Genomic DNA, 19160 nt, shown 5'->3' on the forward strand with positions numbered 1-19160 from the left:
GAGCTTCGCGCCGAACCGACACGGCGACGGGGCCGTTCTCCACCATCGAAGACCTTACCCTGGAGTTTCCCGATGTTCCGTCAAGCCTTGCTCGTCACTGCCTGCGCAGCCGCAGCGCTGGCGCTGTTCGCCTGCGGCGGCAGCGACGATTCCACGCCGACGCCCGCCGTGTCGTCGCAGGATGCGCTGCAGACCGCCACGCCGATCAAGCACGTCGTCGTGATCTACGGCGAAAACATCTCGTTCGACCACTACTTCGGCACCTACCCGAACGCGACGAACCCGTCGGGCGAACCGGCGTTCACCGCGAAATCCGGCACGCCGACGCCGAACGGCCTGACGGGCACGCTGCTGACCGCGAACCCGAACTTCACGAACACGGCCAACGGCACCGACGCCGCGAACCCGTTCCGTCTCGACCGCACGCAGGCCGCGACCGCCGACCAGAACCACGCGTACACGGCCGAAGAGCAGGCCGAGGACAACGGTCTGGCGGACCTGTTCCCGAAGTACACGGGCAAGGGCTCGTCCGGCGGCGCCGGCGCGTTCGGCACGAAGGGCCAGGTGATGGGCTACTTCGACGGCAACACGGTGACCGCGCTGTGGAACTACGCGCAGCGCTTCGCGATGAGCGACAACACGTTCACGACGTCGTACGGCCCGTCGACGCCGGGCGCGCTGAACGTCGTGTCGGGGCAGACCAACGGGATGCAGATCGTCAAGACGTCGAAGCAGCCGTCGACGCTCGCCGCCAGCTCGTACTACATCAATGACGGCCAGGGCGGCTTCACGATGATCAACGACGTCGACCCGGGCTTCGACGTGTGTTCGAGCCCGACCGACCAGGCGATGATGACCGGCAAGAACATCGGCGACCTGCTGAACGGCGCGAACATCACGTGGGGCGGCTTCATGGGCGGCTTCAACCTGTCGACGACCAACGGCAACGGCACGACGGGCTGCGCGCGCAGCACGGTCGCCACCGCCGTGAACGCCGCGACGGCCGACTACATCCCGCACCACAACTGGTTCCAGTACTACGCGTCGACCGCGAACCCGCAGCACACGCGCCCGAGCTCGATCGCGGCGATCGGTTCGAGCGTCGAGACCGACGGCAAGACTCCCGAACCGGCGAACCACCAGTACGACACGGACGACTTCTTCGCCGCCGTGAAGGCCGGCAACTTCCCGTCGGTCAGCTACCTGAAGGCGCCGGCCGCGCAGGACGGCCACGCGGGCTATTCGGATCCGCTCGACGAGCAGGCGTTCGTGACCAAGGTCGTCAACTTCCTGCAGCAGCAGCCGGACTGGCAGAACACCGCGGTGATCGTCACCTATGACGACTCGGACGGCTGGTACGACCACGTGTACACGGCGCCGACGCGCGCATCGTCGGACCCGGTCGATCAGCTCAACGGCGCCGGCAAGTGCGGCACGGGCGGCACCACCGGCGTGAACGGCGCGACCGTGAACGGCCGCTGCGGCCCGGGCGTGCGCATCCCGCTGGTCGTGATCTCGCCGTATGCGAAGCAGAACTACGTCGATCACACGATGCTCGACCAGTCGTCCGTCGTGCGCTTCATCGAGGACAACTGGCTCGGCGGCCAGCGTATCGGCGGCGGTTCGTTCGATGCGACGGCGGGCGACCTGCGCAACCTGTTCGACTTCACGTCGAAGCCGAACACGACGCCGCTGTATCTCGACCCGACGCTCGGCACCGTATTGAGCGCCGCACCGTCGATCTGACCGTGCCGGCATGACCGCAAGGCCGGCGCGTCACGCGCCGGCCGTTTCCGTTTCAACGCGCCGCTTCGCGCGACGCCCGATTTTCGACCGACAGCATGACAGCTCGCCCCGCATTTCCGTCTCCCGATGCCGCCGGCACGCCCGCGCCGCGCCCCCCTTCCCGCCTGCTGCGCCGCGCGGCGTTCGTGCTCGGCGCGGCCGTGATCGGCTATGGCGCGTTCGCGATCGCGTTTCCCGCGCAGGTGCCGGCGGCGATCGGCACCGTGGTCGCCGACTGGACCGGCGCGAACCCGCATCCGGTCGTGCTGCAGCGGCCCGCGGCGCAGCCACTGTCGGCGGTCGCGCAGCTCGGGCGCGCACTGTTCCACGATCCGTCGCTGTCGGCGTCGGGCAAGCAGTCGTGCGCGTCGTGTCACAGCCCCGATCACGCGTACGGCCCGCCGAATGCGCTCGACGTGCAGCCGGGCGGCCTCGCGATGACGCAGCAGGGCTATCGTCCACCGCCGTCGCTGATGTACCTGTACCGCCAGCCGAATTTCAGCATCGGCCCCGACGCCGGCGAAAACGACGCCGCGCCGAGCGTCGCGCAGCAGGCCGCGGCGGCGGCCGGCGTCGTCAAGGCGCAGAAGGTGGCCGGCACGTCGGCCGCGCCGCAGCTCGTGCCGCAGGGCGGGATGTTCTGGGACGGCCGCGCCGATACGCTGCAGCAACAGGCGTTCGGCCCGCTGCTGAATCCGGTCGAAATGGCGAACGCGAGCGTCGACGACGTCGCGCACAAGCTCGCGCAATCGTCGCATCGTGCGCAACTGGAGCAATTATTCGGCGCGCGCGTGTTCGACCGCCCGCAGCTCGCGGTATCGGAAGCGATGTTCGCGATCGCGCGCTATCAGGTCGAGGATCCGTCGTTCCATCCGTACGACAGCAAGTACGATCGCTGGCTCGAGGGCCGCGCCCGCCTGACGCAGGCCGAACTGCGCGGGCTGCGCCTGTTCAACGATCCGGACAAGGCGAATTGCGCGGGCTGCCACTTGTCGAAACCCGGCAAGGACGGGCTGCCGCCGATGTTTACCGATTACCAGTACGAGGCGCTGGGCGCGCCGCGCAATCGAGCGCTCGCGCAGAACCGCAATCCGGCGTTCTACGATCTCGGCGTGTGCGGGCCGTTCCGCGACGACCTGAAGGACCAGACACAGTATTGCGGAATGTTTCTGACGCCGACGCTGCGCAACGCGGCGACGCGCCACGTGTTCTTCCACAACGGCGTGTTCCACACGCTCGATCAGGTGATGGCGTTCTACAACGAACGCAGCATCTCGCCGCAGAAGTTCTACTCGCGCGGCGCGGACGGCAAGGTCGACGAATACGACGACATTCCGCCGAAATATCGCGCGAACGTGGACGTGACCGACGCGCCGTTCGATCGCAAGCCCGGCGACAAGCCCGCGATGACCGCGCAGGACATCAAGGATATCGAGGCGTTCCTGAATACGCTTACCGACCCGCCTGCGCGGTAAACGACACGCGCCCCGCCGAAGCGGGGCGCGTCACGCCGCCAGGACATCGGCCGTCAGCCGGCGCGCTGCATGCCCTCGCCCGATGGCGCCCGAAACCGGCTTGCGCGTTTCACGCGAATCGCCTCGATGCACGCATCGAGCCGCCGGTTGCTTTCCGCAATGCCGAAGCGTGCCGCCCGCTCGAACGCCCGGGCGGCCAGGTCGGCACGCAGTCGGTCGTCGGTCAGCAATTGCGCCATCGCGCGGGCCAACGCATCGACATTCCCGACTTCCACCAGCAATCCCGCGCGGCCGTGGTCGAGAATCTCGCGCGGCCCGGTCGGGCAATCCGTCGATACGATCGCCTTGCCGAGGGCGAGTGCCTCGATCAGCACCATCGGCATCCCTTCGTTCTTCGAACTCAGCACCATGATCGACGCGCCCGCCATCAGCGGATGCGGGTTGTCCATCTGCCCCATGAAATGCACTCGCGCGCCGATGCCGAGCTCGTGCGCGAGACGCATGAGCTCGTCGCGATGGGCGCCGTCGCCGGCAAGCACGAGATGCTCCGCCAAATCGCGCTGTGCGACGAGTTGCGCATACGCGCGCAGCAACGTGCGGTGATCTTTCTGGAGTTCATCGAGCCGGGCGACGGAGACGATGTAAGGCACATCGCTTGGCAACGGGGGACGCGCGGCAGTCGCGTTCTCGCGAATGGCGTCGATGTCGATCGCGTTGGGCAGGACGGTGACTTGCTGCAGCCGGTCGCCGAACATCCGGTCGGCTTCGTCGCCCATCTGCGGGTTCAATGCGGCAATACTGTCGTAGCGGCTGTACTGCTCGAGCAGGCGGCGCATGCGCCGGCCGCGGCCGCCGAGCCGGGCGACGAAGCTGAAGTGGTTGACGCCGATCCAGGCCACCCCGAAGCGGCCGGCAAGGCGCCGCAGCGACAAGTCGTAGTCGACGATGACGTCTACGTCGCGCGCCAGTTCGGCGACACGCCGCCCGATGTACGGACGCACCGCGAGCGCGCCGTGAAGGTCACGAGCAATCCGGCCCACTTTGTCGAGCTTGCGTGCGTGGCGGCGGTCCTGGAAATAGCGAAGCCACTGCGGACGCACCAGGATTTCAATGGGGATGTCATCCGGAATCAGGGCGCGAAAGCGCTGCGCCAGCATCGGCGACGCGTACGTGACCGACAATGTGGCCCTGAAACGCTTGCGATCGAGGATGCGCAGCCACTGGATCAGAGACGATTCGATCCCGCCGTTCCCGAAATCGGTTACGTGAAACAACACGCGAACACGCGTGTCCGCACTTTCGGTATACCCCGCGTCGGCCATGATTTCTATTATGTTGTCTATTGTTGGACTATGCACCTGATTTGGGCGCGGCCTTTTATAACATAGGGTATTCCAATAGCCAAGCAAGGACGGGGCGCAGTCGATTTTTCCCTATTGCCGGAATCAGGTAGGGGCGACAGTCGCCGATTGCGAAGCCATCCGCCGGCATCTCGCGCAAACGTCGGAGCACGCGATGCGCGGTTCAACCGCCCACCTGCGTCAGGACAGGCTGTCGAGCAACCGATACCAGGCGACCCCGGCCGCGATATAGAAGCGCTGCAGCCCGTGCAACGGAATCGGCCGGATCGGCGACACGCGGAACGGCAACGGCAGTTGCGCATCGCCCGACAGATGCGCGGCCAGATGCTTGCCGAGCGTCGTCGCCATCGCGATGCCGCGGCCGTTGTAACCGAGCGCGATCGTCACGCCCGGTGCGGGCTCGTGCACGTGCGGCAGAAAATCCGCGGTGATCGCGACGCGTCCGGCCCAGCGGTATTCGAACCGGACGCCCTTCAGTTGCGGATACAACAGCGTCGTCGCGCGTTCCAGATGGCGCCAGTCACCCGGCGCGCGCGGTTCAGCGAACGGGCCGCGGCCGCCCATCAGCAGTCGCCCGGCCGCATCGCGGCGAAAGTACAGCAGCAGGCGCCGCGCATCGGATGCGACCTCGCCGCCGGCGAGGATGTCGCGACCGAGTTCCGGCGCGAGCGGTTGCGTCGCGACGATGAAACTGTTCGCGGCGATCACCGACTGGCGCAAGCCGGGCCATAGCCCATCGGTGTAGCCGTTGGTCGCGATCACGACGCGCGCGGCCGACAGCGTCGCGCCGCCGGACGTCGCGACCTGCCAGCGGCCGTCGGCACGCGTCAGCCCGACGGCGCGGGTCAAGCCGTGCACGACCGCACCGCTCGCCTGTGCGGCGCGCACGAGGCCGCGCGTATAGCTGAGCGGGTGCACGCTGCCCGCGCGGCGATCGATCCAGCCACCCGCATACGCGGGCGTGCCGAGCCGTCGCGCGACGTCGTCGCGGCCGAGCACCTCGACCGGCGCGCCGCGCGCGGCCCACTGCTGCGCGCGGCGGGCGACCGTGTCGAGCATCGCGGCGGTCGGCGCGGGCTGGATCCAGCCCTGGCGACGCGCATCGCAGTCGATCGCGTGCCGCGCGATCAGGTCGAACACGGTATCGGCCGCGCCGCCGACGATACCGGCAAGCTGCTCGCCGGCCGCGTCGCCGAACCGGCGAACGAGTTCGTCGGGGTCGTATTTCAGCCCGGGAATGACCTGCCCGCCGTTACGGCCGGACGCGCCCCAGCCCGGCTGCGCGCCGTCGATCACGCGGACGTTCACGCCGCGTTCGGCCAGGTGAAGTGCGGTCGACAGGCCCGTGAAGCCGGCGCCGACGATCGCCACGTCGCACGATACGGACGCGTCGAGCGCGGGCGTATCGGGCGCCGGCGCGGCGGTCGCCGCCCACAGCGAATCCGGCCACGGCGAGTCGGGCCATCCGGGTGCCGCGTTCGTTGCGCTCATGTTCGATCCGGGTTGTCGGCGCCGTCCGACGCCAGCAGGCGACGCAGGAATTCCTGCGTGCGGGGATGAGTCGGCTGCGTGAGCACGTCGCGCGCCGGTCCGCTTTCGCAGATCGTGCCGTCGTGCAGGAAGCACACGCGATCGGCCACCTCGCGCGCGAATGCCATTTCGTGCGTGACGACCACCATGGTCATTCCGTCGCGGGCCAGCCCGCGCATCACGCCGAGCACTTCGCCGACGAGTTCGGGGTCGAGCGCCGACGTCGGCTCGTCGAACAGGATCGCCTGCGGCTCCATCGCAAGCGCGCGTGCGATCGCGACGCGCTGCTGCTGCCCGCCCGACAGCTCGGACGGATACGCATTCATCCGGTGCGCGAGGCCGACCTTGTCGAGCAGCGCGCGGGCCTGCTCGCGCGCCTGCGCGACCGGCACGCGCCGCACGTGCACCGGCCCTTCCATCACGTTCTCGAGCGCCGTGCGGTGGGCAAACAGGTTGAAGCGCTGGAACACCATGCCGACCCGCATCCGCAGCTCGTGAATCCGCTTCGAATGCGCGTCGACCTTCACGCCGTCGATCGTGATCGACCCTTCGTCGTAGGTCTCGAAGCCGTTGATACAGCGCAGCACGGTCGACTTGCCGGAACCGGACGGCCCGATCAGGCACACGACTTCACCCGGCTGCACGTCGAGGCTCACGCCCTTCAGCACCGCGTGCTGCTGAAACCGCTTGTGTATCGAATCGATCCGGATCATGCGCCCCTCCTCAATGCGAGCCGCTTGCCGAGCCGGTTCACGCCGAACATCAGCGGCAGGCCGAGCGCGAGATACAGCAGCGCGACGAGCGTATACACGCTCATGTTCTGGAACGTCGACGACGCGATCAGCTGGCCGGCGCGCGTGATCTCCGCGACGGTGATCGTCGACGCGACCGACGAATCCTTCAGCAGCATCACGAGCGTGTTGCCGTACGGCGGCAGCGCGATGCGAAACGCCTGCGGCAGCACCACGCGCCGCATGATCATCGGGCCGCGCATGCCGATGGCGTGCGCGGCTTCGATCTGGCCGCGGTCGATCGCCTCGATGCCGGCGCGGAAGTTCTCGGCCTGGTACGCCGAATACGCGATGCCGAGCCCGAGCACGCCGGCCTGGAACGCCGACAGTTGGACGCCGAGATCGGGCAGCACGAAGTACATGTAGAACAGCTGCACGATGATCGGCAGCCCGCGGATCACGTTGACGATCGTGCTGCCGGCGGTCGATACCGCCCGATTGCGCGACACCTTCAGCAGCGCGAGGATCAGCCCGAGCACCGAGCTGAGCACGAACGCGCATGCGGTGATCTCGATCGTGACCACCGCGCCCTTCAGCAGGATCGGCAGAAAATCGATCGCATTCTGGAAAAACATGAGGTCTCCTATGCGACGTCGGGACGGCGCGCCGCGGTGGATGCCCGCGACGCGCGGGCGATGCCGGTCGGGAATCGCGCGCCGGCGCTCAGCTCATGTGCCACTTCTGCAGGATCTGCTGCAGCGTGCCGTCGCCCTTCATCTTGCGGATCGCGCCGTTGAGCTGTTCGAGCGTCGCGGTGTCGCCCTTGCGCACGATGAAGCAGACCTGCCCCTTCACGACGCTCTGGTATTCGGGCACGAGCCGCAGCTGGCGATTGACGCCGTGCTCGATCTGGTACGCGACGATCGGCTGGTCGGCGAAGCCGGCCTTGATGCGCCCGAGCGCGACGTCGCGCATGATGTCGGCGATCGAATCGTAGGTCCGCACTTCCTTGAAGATGCCCTTCTTGTTGAGCGCGTCGACGAACGCCGTGCCGACCTGCGCGCCGACCACTTGCCCCTTGAAATCGTCCATCGACGTATAGCGGCCGGAGTCGTCGGCCTTCACGATCAGGCCTTCGCCGAACGTGTAGACGGTGTCGGAGAAATCGACGACCTGCTGGCGCGCCGGCGTCTTCAGCATCGCGGCCGAGATGATGTCGATCTTCTGCGTGGTGAGCGACGGGATCAGCGCGGAGAACACGGTCTGCTGCACGTCGACGCGAAACCCGGCCGACTTCCCGGCCGCGGTGATCGCATCGACCATCATCCCCTGGATCGAATTGCTCTTGACGTCGAGAAACGTGAACGGCACGCCGGTGGCGGTCGCGCCGACCTTCAGCGTCGGCTCGGCCGCAACGACGCCCGCCGAGGCCGTGGAGAGTGCGATACAGGTGGCGAAACCGGCGGCCAGTGCGCCGAACCGCTTGATGAACGGAACCATGGTGTCTCCTTCTCGAATAATCCGGGCGCCGGCCGGTCGCTGATCGACACTGCGACGATGGCTCGATCTTAAAACGAATCAAAAATATCGTAAAAAGATTTTTCAGTATCGATATGCGATACGATATGATGCGATATCGAATCGATCCCGCCTCATGCCATGGAAACGTCGCCCGATCAGTCAAACGACCTGCTGTTCAACCAGTCGCTCGAAAAAGGGCTCAACGTGCTGCGCGCGTTCAGCGCGAAGCGGCGCACGATGACGCTGGCGGAAGTGGCCGACGCGGCCGGGATGACGAAAAGCTCGGCGCAGCGGATGGTCTATACGCTCGAGAAGCTCGGCTACATCCGCAAGCATCCGGTCACGCGGCGTTACCAACTCACGCCGCACGTGATGCGGATCGGCTTCAACTATCTCGCGGCCGATACGCTGATCGACGTCGCGAATCCGTTCCTGTCCGAGCTCACGAACCTGACCGGCGAAACCACCAACCTCACCGAGCCGGACGAGGACGAAATGGTGTACGTCGCGCGTTTCGTGTCGACCAAGTTCGTGCCGATCCACATGCCGATCGGCAGCCGTATCCCGATGTACTGCACCGGCAGCGGGCGCGCGTTCCTGAGCGCGTTGCCGCCGGCCGACGCGCGTGCACGGCTCGACGACATGGTGCGCACGCCGCATACGCCGCGCACGGTCACGGCGCTCGACGAACTCGTCGCGTTGCTCGACAGTGCGCGGCGCGAAGGCTACGCGACCAACCAGGAAGAACTGTTCATCGGCGACATGTCGATCGCCGCGCCCGTGCTCGGCAGCCAGGGGCAGCCGGTCGCGGCCGTGCACGTGGTCGCGCCGACGAGCCGCTGGACGTTCGACGATGCGCGCCGCAAGCTCGCGCCGGCGGTGATCGACTGCGCGCGCGGGATCAGCAATTCGATTCGGACGCTCGAATAGCGTCGACGAAATGGCATGCGGCGCGCCGTTGCATTGCGTAGCGGCGCTTGATCGCTACCGCGGCTTCGGCGAATGCCCGGTCCGATAGGTACGGTTCGGACGCGATACGAGCTGCTTCGCTGCAGCGTCCAGTTCCTTGCCGTGATACAGATCGACGCACTTCAGGAAGTCGAACTTCACATCCGCGACTTCCGATTCGACAACCGGACTCCGATAGTCGCGAGCCAGATACTTCGCGACCAGCGCGTGAATGACGTCCGGCGCACGTTCCATGTCGTAGTAGGTCCAGTCGCGCAAAGCGCTGATGCTGCTGCCGATGTCCTTGCTCGCGCCGGGCGCCTGCTTGTATGCGGTAGCCAGGCACTCCGCGAGCACCATGTCCTTGAAGTTCTGGAGGTAAGTTCGTGAGCCGGCCTCGGGCGAAGTTTGTGCGACGTCCTTCGCCACGGCCATCGTCGGTTGAAACGCGATGCACGCCAACGCGGCAGCGATCCGGACTCCCCTCATGACAGGCTCCAAAAATTTGCGCGATCGGTACGATACCGCGCGCCCGGTTCGTTGAAGTAACAATGGTCGTAACACGTCCGCCCATTGAACAGCGTGGCGTGGCCCTGTGCATCGCTCCACCCCGACACCTCGAACAGGATGACGCCCTGCCGACCCGCAAGCAGCCCTCCGTTCGACGGCGGGTATTTGACGCCCTCAGCCTTCCCCCAGCGTTGCTCGAGAAAACGAATCAAGTCCCGGACACGAAAAAAATATTGCCGATTGTCTCTGCCCGAGACCGTTTGCTCGGGGATTCTCGGTATCACCATACCGGCTTCACCCAGGATATAACTCATCCTCACCGCGCAAGTATTGCTCCATCGCTCTGTCGGATTCGGATTGTTGACGTTCTTCTCGACGTATCCACCTATCACTTTCGCAACGCGCTCACCGGAATTTGCCGGGTCGTAGATTCGCTGAGATGCCGCCCATGCAACGGCAAATGATGGACGTTTCACTTTGGCTCCTTGTTGTTGAGATGAATTCGACTCGAGGGCAAACGCATCGAAAACTCGCGACGGCTCATGTGCTCCGGGAACCTTCGAATCCATCGAATCAGGGCGTCATGATGCGTGATTTGAAAGTTTTTTGTAATGACGCCAGCTTCCCGGACGCCGCCCATCTTCTATTGCCCCCCTCGTTTTCCCCAATCCCGTTCGCCTTGACTCCGCTCCTCCGATCGTCAAAACTTCGCATATCGTCAGTGTGATCACAGATCGCAGATCAAACCCAGGAGAGCCCGCCTTGCCGCCTCGTATCGCCCCGCCCGCACTGAAGGTCATCGAACAGGAAACGATGGCCGACAAGGTCTACCAGCAACTGCGCGAAGCGCTGATGAGCGGCCGCTTCGCGCCTGGCCAGGCGCTGAGCCTGCGCAGCGTGGCCGAGGCGGTCGGCTCGTCGACGATGCCGGTGCGTGCCGCGCTCACGCGGCTGAGCGCCGAACGCGCGCTGGTCGACGGCCCGAATCGGGCGCTCGTCGTCCCGCCGATGACGCTCGACATGCTCGACGAACTGCGCGACGTGCGGATCGCCCTCGAAGGCTGCATCGCCGAGCGCGCGTGCGCACGGATGACCGACGCGCAGATCGCGGCCGTACGCAAGACCTGCGAGACGATGCAGGCACACGCCGAGGCCGGCCGCTCGCGCGCCTACCTGCAAAGCAATTTTGCGTTCCACAGCGCGATCTATGCGCACGGCGCCAGCGAAAGCACGCTCGCGATCGTCGAGAACCTGTGGATGCGCGTCGGCCCGTTCCTCAACATGGTCGCGCTCGACATCCCGCACATGCGGCGCTCGATGGATGCGCACCGCGCGATCGTCGATGCGCTCGAGCGGCGCGACGGCGCGGGCGTGCGGGCCGGCATCGCGCTCGACATCGGCGGCGCCGCGCACGACCTCGCCGAGACGCTGCGCGCCGAACAGACACCGCGGACCGTGAACGCGAAGCCGTAGCGACCGCCTGCCACGGCCGCCCGATACCCAAGCGGCCGTCATCCCACAACATCAACGATGGAGACAACCCGGCATGACAGCTTCCGACCTGCTGAAACCCTATGACGGCCTGCGCGTCCTCGTGACCGGCGGCGCATCGGGCATCGGTCTCGAAATCGCCGACGCGTTCGCCGAATGCGGCGCGCGCGTGCACGTGTGCGACGCATCGCAAGCCGCGATCGCGGCGCTCGCCGACCGGCCGCCGCGTGCCGCGGCCGGCGCGATCAGCGCGACGCTGGCCGACGTATCCGACCCGGCCGCCGTCGAGCGTGTATTCGCCGACGTGTCGTCCCGGCTCGGCGGCCTCGACGTGCTGGTCAACAACGCGGGGATCGCCGGCCCGACCGGCGGCATCGACGAAATCGACCCCGTGCAATGGGAGCAGACCGTCGCGATCAACCTGAACGCGCAATTCCAGTTCGCGCGCCGCGCGGTGCCGCTGCTGCGCGAGTCGAAACACGGCGGCGCGATCATTGCGCTGTCGTCGGTCGCCGGCCGGCTCGGCTACGCGTTCCGCACGCCGTATGCGGCCACCAAATGGGCGGTGGTCGGTCTCGTGAAAAGCCTCGCGATCGAACTCGGGCCGCTCGGCATCCGCGTGAACGCGATCCAGCCCGGCATCGTGCGCGGCCCGCGGATGCGCCGCGTGATCGAGGCGCGCGCGCAGCAGCTCGGCATCGGCTACGACGAAATGGAGCAGCGCTATCTGGAGAAGATCTCGCTGCGGCGCATGACCGATCCGGCCGAGATCGCCGCGACCGCGCTGTTCCTGTGCTCGCCGGGCGGGCACGGAATCACCGGGCAGGCGATCTCCGTCTGCGGCAACGTCGAAGTGCTCTGACGCCTCCTGCATCGTTCATCGAAAGGAATCCATCCGTGGCAAACGCTCGCAAAGTCATCATCACCTGTGCGCCGACCGGCGCGATCCATACGCCGTCGATGTCGCCGTACCTGCCCGTCACGCCGCACGAAATCGAAACGGCCGCGGTCGCGGCCGCGCAGGCCGGCGCGGCGATCCTGCATCTGCACGCACGCAACCCGTCGGACGGCAAACCGACGCAGGATCCGGCCGTGTTCGCCGAATTCCTGCCGCGCATCAAGGCACAGACCGACGCCGTGATCAACCTCACATCCGGCGGCAGCCCGCACATGACGGTCGACGAACGGCTGCAGCCCGCGCTGCATTTCCAGCCCGAGGTCGCGTCGCTGAACATGGGCTCGATGAACTTCGGGCTGTACCCGATGCTCGAGCGCTTCCGCGAGCTGAAGCATCCGTGGGAGCGCGAACATCTCGAGAAAAGCCGCGATCTCGTCTTCAAGAACACGTTCGCCGACATCGAGACGATCCTCACGCGCTGCGGCGCGAACGGCACGCGGTTCGAATTCGAGTGCTACGACATCTCGCACCTGTACAACCTCGCGCACTTCGTCGATCGCGGGCTCGCGAAACCGCCGTTCTTCGTGCAGAGCGTGTTCGGCCTGCTCGGCGGGATCGGCGCGCATCCGGAGGACCTGATGCACATGGGCCGGACGGCCGACCGCCTGTTCGGCAGCGATTACGTATGGTCGATCCTCGGCGCCGGGCGCAACCAGATTCCGCTCGCGACGATCGGCGCCGCGCAAGGCGCGAACGTGCGCGTCGGGCTCGAGGATTCGCTGTGGATCGCGCCCGGCAAGCTCGCGGAATCGAGTGCCGCGCAAGTCCTGAAAATGCGTCAGGTGCTCGAAGGCCTGTCGCTCGAGATCGCGACGCCGGCCGAGGCGCGCGCGATGCTCGCGCTCAAGGGCGGCGACGCGGTGAATTTCTGATCGCCGGGTCGCCACCCCAACACCAGAATCCGCAAGCGCAGTGACAAGGCGCCGGCCCGAGCCGGCCGGCGCCAGGACGCCCTTCATCGCCCCGCTCCGTTCGAGCGCCGCCGGCGCGGCTCCGTCGTCTGCCCATCCGCTGCCCACACCGCAGCGGCATTTGCCGAACGCGGCGCGCCGTGCTTGCCGTGCGCGCCGGTTCGCCCTTACCGGAGTCGTCCGCATGTCCACTCATCACGCTCAGGCCCTGTCGTCCGCCGCCGGCGACGCGAACGCGTCGCTGAACCGGCTGCTGTTCCGCAAACTCATGCCGCTGCTGATCGCCGCGTATGTGATCAGCTTTCTCGACCGCACCAACATCGCGTTCGCCAAACACTCGATGGGCGTCGATCTCGGCATCTCATCGGCCGCGTACGGACTCGGCGCGGGGCTGTTTTTCCTGACCTACGCGCTCTTCGAGATCCCGAGCAACCTGATCATGCATCGCGTCGGTGCACGCTTCTGGATCACGCGGATCATGATCACGTGGGGCGCGCTGTCGGTCGCGATGGCGTTCGTCAGCGGCGAAACGTCGTTCTACGTGATGCGCCTGCTGCTCGGCGTGGCCGAAGCCGGCCTGTTTCCCGGCGTGATGCTGTATTTGACGTACTGGTTCGGCCGCGAGGAACGTGCGCGCGCCACCGGCTATTTCCTGCTCGGCGTGTGCATCGCCAACATCGTCGGCGGACCGCTGGCCGGCGCGCTGATCGAGCTCGACGGCACGCTCGGCTTCCACGGCTGGCAATGGCTGTTCGTCGTCGAAGGCATTCCGGCGATCCTGCTCGCGTTCGTCGTATGGATGCGATTGCCGGACCGGCCGAGCGCCGCGCCGTGGCTCGCTCCGGAAACCGGCCGCGCGCTCGAGCGCAAGCTGGCCGCCGAACAGGACGCGGGCGTCGCCGCGCACGGCGGCCATGCGTTCGGCGCCGCGCTGCGCGATCCGCAGATCTGGCTCGCGATCTTCGTGTACTTCTGCCACCAGTTGACCATCTACACGGTGATCTTTTTCCTGCCGGGCATCATCGGTGCGTCGGGGCGCCTCTCGCCGTTCGCGGTCGGGTTGCTGACTTCGCTGCCGTGGCTCGCCGCCGCGCTCGGGGCCGGCACGCTGCCGCGCTTCGCCCGTGAATCGCGTCATTCGCGCCGCATGCTGTGCGCGGGGCTGGTGGTCATGGCGGCCGGGATGGTCGGCGCCGCGCATGCGTCGCCGTTGGCGGGGCTGCTCTGCGTGTGCGTGGCGGCGTCGATGTTCTTCGTCGTCCAGTCGATCGTGTTCACGTTTCCGGCGTCGCGGCTGGCGGGCAGCGCGCTGGCCGGCGGGCTCGGGCTCGTGAATACGTGCGGGTTGCTCGGCGGCTTCGTCGGGCCGACCGTCGTCGGCGCGATCGAACAGGCGACCGGCAATGCAAAGAACGGGTTGACGCTGCTCGCGGCCGCGCTCGTGATCGCAGCGTTCGCGAGCCTCGCTTTGCGGCACGGGCACGAGCGCGCCGGCGTGCGGTCGCGCGGCTGAAGGCAGGCTGAAAAAATCCAGCGGACAGGATGCGGGCCTCGCGCCCGCCTCTCGTCTCACTTCGTCAGAACAGATACATCCCGGCGACGAACACCACGCCCGAGAACAGCAGGGTCGTCACGCAGTACCCCATGATGTCGCGTACGCCGAGCCCCGCGATCGCCAGCGCGGGCAGCGCCCAGAACGGCTGCGCCATGTTGGTCCACGCCTCGCCGTACGCAATCGCCATGGCCGCCTTGCCGAGATCGGCGCCGAGCGCCTGCGCGGCCGGCATCACGAACGGCCCCTGCACGACCCAGTGGCCACCGCCCGACGGCACCGCGAAATTGATCACGGCCGAGCTCAGGAATGCGAGCAGCGGGAACGTGTGCACGTTCGCGATATCGACGAACCACTTCGTGATCACGCCCGCGAGCCCCGAGTGATCCATCAGTGCCTGGATGCCGGCGTAGAACGGGAACTGGATCATGATCCCGGACGCGCCGCGCGCCGCGCCGGCCACCGCGCGTGCATAGGCCATCGGCGTCCGGTGCAGCAGGATGCCGGCCGCGAGGAACGCGAGGTTCACCGTGTCGATGTCGAGCGCGAAGCCCTTCTGCGCGAAACGCAGCACGAGGAACGCCGCGCACAGCGCCGCGACGAGCATCGACAGCACGCGGCTCTCCTCCATCCGCTCCGCGAACGTCGCGTCGGGCCCGAGCTTGCGCTCGACGCTCGGCGGCTCGGCGAGCAGCGCCGGATCGACGCTGACGACGTCGCCCGGCTTCGGCATCATCATTCGCGCGAGAAACGGCAGCATCACGATCAGCCCGATCGTGACGAACGCGTTGTAGCCGGTGAAGATCGTGTCGGACACCGGAATCAGGCCGATGGTCTTTTCCATCGGATTGCCTTTCGTCGCCGCGACGAGCGGGATCGAACCCGACAGCCCGCCGTGCCAGCTCAGGAAGCCCATGTAGGCGGACGCGACGAGCAGCCGGTAGTCGCTGCCGGCCACGCGGCGCGCGACTTCGCGCGCCAGCATCGCGCCGAGCACGAGCCCGAAGCCCCAGTTGATCGCACAGGCCAGCGCGCCGACGAACGCGACGAGCATCACGCCCTGGCCGGGCGTGCGCGCGGTGCTCGCGAGCGCGACGAGCAGGCGCCGCACGGGCGGCGAACTCGCCAGCGCGTGGCCGGTGACGAGGATCATGACCATCTGCATCGAGAACGCGAGCAGGTTCCAGAAGCCCGAACCCCACATCGTCGTGAGTTGCACGGGTGTGTTCGGCGTGAGGCCGAACGCGAGCGCGAACGTGACGATCGTCAGCAGGATCGCGAAAATCAACGGGTCGGGCAACACGCGGTGGACCACCTGCGTGAAGAAGCGGGAAATGCGCTGGATCAACTTGAGCTCCTCGTTTCCTGATAGGGACATCCGCGCGTATCGTTGTTGGTTGAGGCGCGGAAACGCGCGGATTCTTGCACAGAACCGGCGGACGCGCTTCGGCGCGCAAAATCACGCTCGCGTCGTGTCAGGACAGGGAAACGGGGAAAAACGGAGAAAGGCGGCACGATCCGCGCCGCCTTCGAGGGTAATGGCCGCCGCGCGTCAACGCGCCGTCGTCACTTCACTGGCTCGCTCAGCGTCGCCACGTCCGTCACCCGCCGCTCAGCGAGCCGCTGCGCGAACCGATACGCGACGAGCGATCCCGCCACCGCCAGCAGCATCGGCACGAGGCTGTCGTGATTCGCACGCGTGAATTCGAGCAGCAGCACGACGGCCGTGACCGGCATCTGCATCGATGCGGCGAGAAACGCGGTCGCGCCGATCAGCGCGCATCCGCCGAGCGATGCGCCGGGCCACACGGCGCTCCACAGCCCGCCGAGCACGATCCCGAGCAGCGCACCGTTCGCGAGACCCGGCGTCAGCAGCCCGCCCTCCGCGCCGGCCCGCAGGCTGCCGGCCTCGATCAGCACCTTCAGCACGAGCAGCGCCGCCGCGAGGCCGATCGTCAGCGTGCCGTCGAAACCCAGCGACGCCGGCCCCTTGCCGTTGCCGAGCAATTGCGGAAACCGCATCGCCAGCACGCCGATCACCGCGAAGTTGAGCAGCGCGAACACCGGCAGCCGCCAGTCCTTCGGCGCGTTCGCCCGCGCGCGGGTGGTGAGCCGCACGAACCCGTACGCGGCGAAGCCGAACAGCGGCCCGCAGACGACCGACCATGCGACGAGCGGCGTGCTCAGCACGAACGCCGGCACCGTGTACTGGTGTTCGTTGCCGAGACCGAGCCACGCGACGATCGCCGCGATCGCGGATGTCACGACCGCCACGACCAGCGCACGCAGTTCGAACGTGCCGAGCAGCACCTCGAGCACGAAGATCGCGCCGCCGAGCGGCACGTTGTAGACGGCCGCGAGCCCCGCGCCGGCGCCGCATGCGACCATCAGCCGGCAGTCGTCGGGCGTGAGTCCCGCCGCATGGGCAAGCCGCCCGGCGAGCAGCGAACCGATCTCGCGCGGCGCGACTTCGCGGCCGAGCGGCGAGCCGAGCGCGACGGTGACGATCTGCAGCAGCGCGTGAACCATCGTGCTGACGAACGGCATCCGCGGATCGGCCGCGCGCACCGCGCGGCGGATGCTGACGAGCGGCCGGCCATACCGGTAAAGCGCCCACCAGCCGCCGCCCGCGACGATCCCGCAGACGACCAGCACCGCCAACCGGCGCAGCGGCTCGGCGCCGGTCACGCCACTGAGGAAGCTCTCGGCGCCGATCACGTGCGCGACGCTGTAGCCGTACGCGACGTGCTGGATCGCATGCAGCAGCAACGCGAGCAGCATGCCGCCGAGCCCCGCGCCGATACCGGTCAGGACCGTGACGACCGCCACGCGCGCGAACGGGCTGGCGGTTGGCGAGGATGCCGCGGGAGGGGACGGAAGATCGAGGCGCATAAGTTCGGCGAACGGGGAATCGAAAAAACGGCATGCAACCCGCACGCCGTCGTCAGCACCGCATCGTAGGCCTGCACCTCTCATGAGACAAACGTATTTTTCGAATCGACTCATGCATTTCATGAATGCACGGCGTCCGGCGGGCCGGAATGGCCCGCCTCCTCGTCAATCCGGATACGTGATCCGCTCCGGTTCGCGCCGCATGATGACCTGCCCGTGGCGCATCGACAGCGTGGCCTTCGCCTGCCGGCGCACGGCTTCGTAGTCGCTGTCCGCATCCAGCACGACGAGATTCGCCGGACGTCCGACCGCGATGCCGTACCCGTCGCCGAGGTGTAGCGCCGTCGCGCTGTGATCGGTCACGAAGTCGAGGCAGCGCTGCAGGTCCTGGTAGCCCATCATGTGGCAGATATGGAGGCCCGCGTCGAGCACGCGCAGGATGTTGCCGTTGCCGAGCGGATACCACGGGTCCTTGATCGAATCCTGCCCGAAGCACACGTTGAGGCCGGCACGGTCGAGTTCCGCGACGCGCGTGACGCCGCGCCGCTTCGGAAACGTGTCGAAGCGGCCCTGCAGATGGATGCTCTCGGTCGGGCACGAGATGAAGTTCAGCCCTGCCCGTTTCAGCAGCCGGAACAGCTTCGAGCAGTACGCGTTGTCGTACGAGCCCATCGCGGTCGTATGGCTCGCGGTCACGCGTGCCCCCATGCCGCGCACGCGTGCCTCTTCCGCAAGCACTTCGAGAAAGCGCGAATGCGGATCGTCGGTCTCGTCGCAGTGCACGTCGACGAGGCAGCCCGTGCGCTCCGCGAGGTCCATCAGGAAGCGGATCGAGCTGACGCCCTGCTCCCGCGTGTTCTCGAAATGCGGAATCCCGCCAACGACGTCCGCGCCGAGTTCGATCGCCCGCTCCATCAGCGCGCGGCCGCCGTCGAACGATTCGATGCCCTCCTGCGGGAACGCGACGATCTGCAGATCGATCAGCCCGCGCGCCTCGTCCTTCACTTCCAGCATCGCCTTCAGCGCGGCGAGCGTCGGATCGGTCACGTCGACGTGCGTGCGTACGTGCTGGATCCCGTGGTCGCGCAGCATGCCGATCGCCGCATGCGCGCGCGTTTTGGTGTCCTCGTGCGTGATCGTCGCCTTGCGCTCGGCCCAGCGCTCGATGCCCTCGAACAGCGTGCCGCTCATGTTCCACGCGGGCTCGCCGGCCGTCAGCACGGCATCAAGGTGGATATGCGGTTCGACGAGCGGCGGAATCGCGAGACGGCCGCCGCCGTCGATATGGTCGGGGTTCGTCGACGCGATCGGCGCGGTTTGCGCGTCGATGCGCGCGATCTTGCCGGCATCGATGCCGATCGTGAACAGGCCGTCGCGGCCGCGCAGGCGTACGTTGAACAGGTTCATGGGGAGGCCTCTTGTCGTGCATGCGTGAACACGGCCGCGCGATCTGCGTCGACGACCGTGCGGTCCGGGCAATCAGTATGGAGGAAAA

Annotated in this window: 17 protein-coding genes; 7 read left to right on the top strand and 10 right to left on the bottom strand. The window is 67.1% G+C overall.

Annotated elements, in window-relative coordinates; genetic code table 11:
• The first annotated feature begins 72 nt into the window (after positions 1–72).
• A complete protein-coding gene (locus DFS13_RS03185; RefSeq protein ID WP_006481710.1) occupies positions 73–1746 on the top strand; it encodes a phospholipase C in 1674 nt (557 codons plus the stop codon).
• A 95-nt stretch (positions 1747–1841) separates the two neighbouring features.
• On the top strand, positions 1842–3260 hold the full coding sequence (locus DFS13_RS03190; RefSeq protein ID WP_048985500.1) for a cytochrome-c peroxidase: 1419 nt from the start codon (positions 1842–1844) through the stop codon (positions 3258–3260).
• A gap of 53 nt (positions 3261–3313) precedes the next feature.
• On the opposite strand, the gene DFS13_RS03195 is transcribed toward DFS13_RS03190, so the two are convergent.
• From DFS13_RS03195 to DFS13_RS03215, 5 genes are all read right to left on the bottom strand, one after another.
• Positions 3314–4582 (bottom strand): glycosyltransferase, encoded by a 1269-nt coding sequence (locus DFS13_RS03195; RefSeq protein ID WP_048985502.1) that lies wholly within the window; start codon positions 4580–4582, stop codon positions 3314–3316.
• 219 nt (positions 4583–4801) lie between these two features.
• Positions 4802–6112, bottom strand: a complete 1311-nt coding sequence (locus DFS13_RS03200) for an FAD-binding oxidoreductase (protein ID WP_059723417.1) — start codon at positions 6110–6112, stop codon at positions 4802–4804.
• Positions 6109–6864 carry an amino acid ABC transporter ATP-binding protein gene (locus DFS13_RS03205; RefSeq protein ID WP_006482849.1) on the bottom strand — a complete coding sequence of 252 codons (756 nt, stop codon included), beginning with the start codon at positions 6862–6864 and terminating at the stop codon, positions 6109–6111. Before DFS13_RS03205 ends, DFS13_RS03200 begins: the two co-directional genes overlap by 4 nt.
• Positions 6861–7517, bottom strand: a complete 657-nt coding sequence (locus tag DFS13_RS03210; protein ID WP_006482843.1) for an amino acid ABC transporter permease — start codon at positions 7515–7517, stop codon at positions 6861–6863. The genes DFS13_RS03205 and DFS13_RS03210 overlap by 4 nt, the downstream gene beginning before the upstream one ends.
• 88 nt (positions 7518–7605) lie before the next feature.
• Positions 7606–8382 carry an ABC transporter substrate-binding protein gene (locus tag DFS13_RS03215; RefSeq protein ID WP_111441355.1) on the bottom strand — a complete coding sequence of 259 codons (777 nt, stop codon included), beginning with the start codon at positions 8380–8382 and terminating at the stop codon, positions 7606–7608.
• A gap of 159 nt (positions 8383–8541) precedes the next feature.
• Here DFS13_RS03215 and DFS13_RS03220 point away from each other — a divergent pair, with 159 nt between their 5' ends.
• The gene (locus DFS13_RS03220; RefSeq protein WP_006482854.1) at positions 8542–9333 is read left to right on the top strand and encodes an IclR family transcriptional regulator; all 792 of its coding nucleotides are present in this window, start codon (positions 8542–8544) and stop codon (positions 9331–9333) included.
• A gap of 54 nt (positions 9334–9387) precedes the next feature.
• On the opposite strand, the gene DFS13_RS03225 is transcribed toward DFS13_RS03220, so the two are convergent.
• Together DFS13_RS03225 and DFS13_RS03230 are read right to left on the bottom strand one after the other, a co-directional pair.
• A complete protein-coding gene (locus DFS13_RS03225; RefSeq protein WP_043204713.1) occupies positions 9388–9840 on the bottom strand; it encodes a type VI secretion system amidase immunity protein Tai4 in 453 nt (150 codons plus the stop codon).
• Positions 9837–10430: a type VI secretion system amidase effector protein Tae4 gene (locus DFS13_RS03230; RefSeq protein ID WP_226245064.1), complete on the bottom strand. Its 594-nt coding sequence runs from the start codon at positions 10428–10430 to the stop codon at positions 9837–9839. The genes DFS13_RS03225 and DFS13_RS03230 overlap by 4 nt, the downstream gene beginning before the upstream one ends.
• Positions 10431–10623: 193 nt before the next feature.
• Here DFS13_RS03230 and DFS13_RS03235 point away from each other — a divergent pair, with 193 nt between their 5' ends.
• From DFS13_RS03235 to DFS13_RS03250, 4 genes are all read left to right on the top strand, one after another.
• Positions 10624–11334 carry a GntR family transcriptional regulator gene (locus DFS13_RS03235; protein ID WP_059723414.1) on the top strand — a complete coding sequence of 237 codons (711 nt, stop codon included), beginning with the start codon at positions 10624–10626 and terminating at the stop codon, positions 11332–11334.
• A 73-nt stretch (positions 11335–11407) separates the two neighbouring features.
• Complete coding sequence (locus tag DFS13_RS03240; RefSeq protein ID WP_006482840.1) at positions 11408–12214, top strand: SDR family oxidoreductase; 807 nt, start codon at positions 11408–11410, stop codon at positions 12212–12214.
• Positions 12215–12249: 35 nt separating this feature from the next.
• A complete protein-coding gene (locus DFS13_RS03245) occupies positions 12250–13182 on the top strand; it encodes a 3-keto-5-aminohexanoate cleavage protein (RefSeq protein WP_111441356.1) in 933 nt (310 codons plus the stop codon).
• 223 nt (positions 13183–13405) lie between these two features.
• Positions 13406–14734 (top strand): MFS transporter, encoded by a 1329-nt coding sequence (locus DFS13_RS03250; protein WP_058903093.1) that lies wholly within the window; start codon positions 13406–13408, stop codon positions 14732–14734.
• Between the two features lie 64 nt (positions 14735–14798).
• On the opposite strand, the gene DFS13_RS03255 is transcribed toward DFS13_RS03250, so the two are convergent.
• From DFS13_RS03255 to codA, 3 genes are all read right to left on the bottom strand, one after another.
• Positions 14799–16121, bottom strand: coding sequence for a TIGR00366 family protein (locus DFS13_RS03255; RefSeq protein ID WP_012493319.1), 1323 nt, complete (start codon positions 16119–16121; stop codon positions 14799–14801).
• A 218-nt stretch (positions 16122–16339) separates the two neighbouring features.
• A complete protein-coding gene (locus tag DFS13_RS03260) occupies positions 16340–17665 on the bottom strand; it encodes a chloride channel protein (protein ID WP_111441357.1) in 1326 nt (441 codons plus the stop codon).
• A 165-nt stretch (positions 17666–17830) separates the two neighbouring features.
• Entirely contained in the window at positions 17831–19072 is a 1242-nt protein-coding gene (gene codA / locus DFS13_RS03265) for a cytosine deaminase (RefSeq protein WP_060212400.1), read from the bottom strand.
• Positions 19073–19160: the final 88 nt, after the last annotated feature.

This window comes from Burkholderia sp. 28_3 (genome assembly GCF_003253915.1).
GTDB lineage: Bacteria > Pseudomonadota > Gammaproteobacteria > Burkholderiales > Burkholderiaceae > Burkholderia > Burkholderia cenocepacia.